The sequence below is a fragment of the Psychrobacter sp. AOP7-B1-25 genome, from assembly GCF_052376195.1.
Classification (GTDB): Bacteria; Pseudomonadota; Gammaproteobacteria; order Pseudomonadales; family Moraxellaceae; genus Psychrobacter.
On sequence record NZ_JBQSVK010000037.1, the window covers coordinates 1 to 3,163 of the forward strand.

At 41.8% G+C, this 3,163-nt stretch carries 4 protein-coding genes; all 4 read right to left on the reverse strand.

What is annotated here, in order from left to right; translation table 11 throughout:
- On the reverse strand, positions 1-804 hold an 804-nt coding region (locus tag ACT3QR_RS13830; RefSeq protein WP_444521864.1), incomplete at its 3' end, for a TRAP transporter large permease subunit.
- Positions 801-1,328 (reverse strand): TRAP transporter small permease, encoded by a 528-nt coding sequence (locus tag ACT3QR_RS13835; protein ID WP_444521865.1) that lies wholly within the window; start codon positions 1,326-1,328, stop codon positions 801-803. The genes ACT3QR_RS13835 and ACT3QR_RS13830, both read right to left, overlap by 4 nt.
- Before the next feature lie 17 nt (positions 1,329-1,345).
- Positions 1,346-2,404, reverse strand: coding sequence for a TRAP transporter substrate-binding protein (locus ACT3QR_RS13840; protein WP_444521866.1), 1,059 nt, complete (start codon positions 2,402-2,404; stop codon positions 1,346-1,348).
- A gap of 367 nt (positions 2,405-2,771) precedes the next feature.
- Positions 2,772-3,119, reverse strand: coding sequence for a hypothetical protein (locus ACT3QR_RS13845; RefSeq protein ID WP_444521867.1), 348 nt, complete (start codon positions 3,117-3,119; stop codon positions 2,772-2,774).
- Between the last annotated feature and the right edge of the window lie 44 nt (positions 3,120-3,163).

Genomic DNA, 3,163 nt, shown 5'->3' on the forward strand with positions numbered 1-3,163 from the left:
ATCTAAACGCATACCTTTAGCAAAGGCATAAGCCCAAGAGACAAATGCTCCTACTGCTGCTCCTTCTGTTGGCGTGAATAACCCAAAGAAGATACCAGCGATAATGATGATAAAGATAAAACTAAATGGTATAAGACCTGTCAGTGACAGCAGCTTGGCTTTCCAAGTGGTTTTCTCACCACGGCGGGCCAAGTGAGGTTTCCAGCGCACCATAATCATTACCGTGATGGAATACATCACCATACCGAGCATACCTGGCAAGAAGCCAGCGATGAACATATCACCTACCGACTGCTGGGTTAAGATGGCGTAGACCAATAAGGCAATACTGGGCGGAATCATAATACCCAGCGTACCACCAGCAGCTAAGATGCCACAGGCAAACCCTGGCTGATAACCGTACTTTTCCATTTGCGGTAACGCGACTTTGGTCATGGTAGAGGCAGTCGCAAGTGATGAGCCTGAGATAGAGGCAAAGATACCGGACGAGCCGATACCTGCAATACCAAGACTACCTCTTACCCCACCAAATATGGTTCGTGTTGCTTCAAATAGCTTACCTGCCATACCTGAGTGGGTGGCAAATACACCCATAAGAATAAATAAAGGAATGGCACTAAAATCATACTTTGCTAAGACATCAACAGGAATGTCTTTAAGCATTTGTAGTGCACCGCTAGGCGCGGTAACCGCACCAAAACCTACTAAACCGACACCTAACATGGCAAGTGCAACGGGTACTCGTAAGATGACAAGCAGAATCATGACAACTAGGCCAATCGCACCGATAATTTCTGGGCTCATGCGCCTGTCTCCTCGGCGTCAAAGAATTCGCCTGTTTTAAAGATGTTGATGGATTCGATCAATGAGCGAATGGCTAGTAAGGTACTTAAAAAAGCGCTGATGGCATAGATAGGCATCATAGAGAGTCTTAAGTCTTGGGTGACTTTGCCATATTCAACAGCGTCAATAGCACTCTCATAGAGTCCCCATGAGAATACGATACCGATGACAAAGAAGCCCATCATAAAGATACCCATGAGGTAGCCTTTAATAGACTGTGGCATTTTTTGAGTAAAGACGTCGACGATGATTTGTGAGCGTTCAACGAAAGCAGCAAAGGCAGCTAATAATGCAAATAGCATAAAGTAGGAGACGATCTCTACACTACCTTTGACGGTAAAGCCAAACTCACCACCGGTGAGTTTGAATATGTAGCGTGCGCTGACGTCGAGCATGGTGGTTAGTACGATGATGATGAGACTAACACCGCCGATAAACTGACATAATCTAGAGATTAAGACGCTGAGTTTGACTAAGAATGCCATGTGACACCTCCAATAGGTTAGACCTTACAGGCAGCACTAGCAGCTTTTGCTTTTTCATAAACGCTGTCTGCATCCAAACCTAAAGCATTAACGTCCTTCAGATACTTTTGGGTTCCTTTTTCGAGCGGACCTTTCCAACTTGGATCATTTAATGGGTCAGGAATATCGATAATTTCATCACCTTTATCTTTAGCAGCTTGCATTGCCATCTGGTCATGTTTATCAAATACCTCACCAACTTTATTAGCTAGTGCCATGCCCGAGTTTTCATCCAGAACTTTCTTCAAATCATCAGGTAAATTATCGTACTTATCCTTATTCATCGTGACCATAAGCGCTGAACTATAGAAAGGAATATTAGTATGATACTTAGTGATCTCATCAATTTTGAAAGCCGTTACTGCTTCCCAAGGGAAACTCAAGCCATCAACAACGCCACGCTGCAACGATGTATACATATCGTTAGCAGGTAGGCCTACTGGCGAAGCACCAGCACTTTCGATAATATCACCTGCCACAGCAGAAGGGCGACGGATACGCATGCCTTTCATATCTTCAGGCGTGCGTATCAATTTGTCGGTTGTATGCAGCGCACCAGGTCCAGCACCGTACATAAATAATAGATGTGAGTCTTCATACTCACTAGCCAAAGTACCATCATCATAGAGAGTCTGTAGCATACAACCCATTTGCGTTGCTGAATTTGATAAACCAGGAAGTTCAGTAATCTGAGTCAAAGGGAAGCGACCATTAGTATAGCCATGCGCTTGTGAACCAATATCAATCGTACCTTTTGCAGCAGATTCATAGGTAACATCTGCTTTGGCAAGACCAGTTGAAGGGTACAGTTCTACTTTTAGGCGACCATCAGAATCTGTTTCTATCTGTTCTGCCCAAGGTTCGAAGACCTCTTTACTAATAGATGATGTTGCTGGCCAGAAATGTGAGAATCGTAGCACAGTTGTTTCTTGAGAAGTGGCTGATGACCCGTCTGTCGCATCAGCAGATTGGTTAGAACAGCCAAGAAGAGAAATAGCGGCTAAAGCACCAATTGAAAAAAGAGGAGCTAACTTCATTATCAATTCCTTTTGATAATTGTGAGAATAGGAGTAAGGCATTACAAGTAAACAATTTGATCTATCCTAGATTACATAGTCTACAAGTTTTCGATATCTTTTTTACACACCTTTAATAAAAGTACAGTTTAAAATTATCAGCTATAATGATAGAAGTCAAATCATTTTGAATACATAGTAAGTAATATATTCATACTATAGATGTATTTATAATGCTTAAACTGTCTATACAGATAATAATAGAGATAAGAAAACTGAATCAAATACTCATAAAAAAACCCTCAAACCTAATATTCGTTTAAGGGCTCTTCTCTGTGAGCAATGATTAGCAACTAATCATTATACAACTGCTAATAGTAATGAAGACTTATTCTTCCATCTGCCACCTATTATCTACCCATACCGCATCATTGTCATCTAAATGAACGTGCCATTCTGCCTCAGCAACCACGAGACGAATCTCAGTCAGACATTGTAGCCAATGATTGATGCTATACATCAAAACCTCCACCTCTGCGCTAGCAGGCATTTTAGTAGCACCTGCTAATATCACTTCTGACTCACTATCATCATAAGCATAAAGATCAAAAGACTCCGTGTCTTCTGTATGCTCAAAGCGATCATTATATTTATCAACGATAAGCGTAACAGCTTCTTGTTCCTGCTCAGTCAAAAGCGTCGTACGCTCAGCGGTATAGTAGAGGGAAACGCCCATAACATACTCCTAAATATCAAAGTAGTTATCAATAATATCACATA

Coding starts and splice junctions, on each gene's coding strand:
- ACT3QR_RS13845 (WP_444521867.1), bottom strand. CDS start 3,119: ATGGGCGTTTCCCTCTACTATACCGCTGAGCGTACGACGCTTTTGACT.
- ACT3QR_RS13835 (WP_444521865.1), bottom strand. CDS start 1,328: ATGGCATTCTTAGTCAAACTCAGCGTCTTAATCTCTAGATTATGTCAG.
- ACT3QR_RS13840 (WP_444521866.1), bottom strand. CDS start 2,404: ATGAAGTTAGCTCCTCTTTTTTCAATTGGTGCTTTAGCCGCTATTTCT.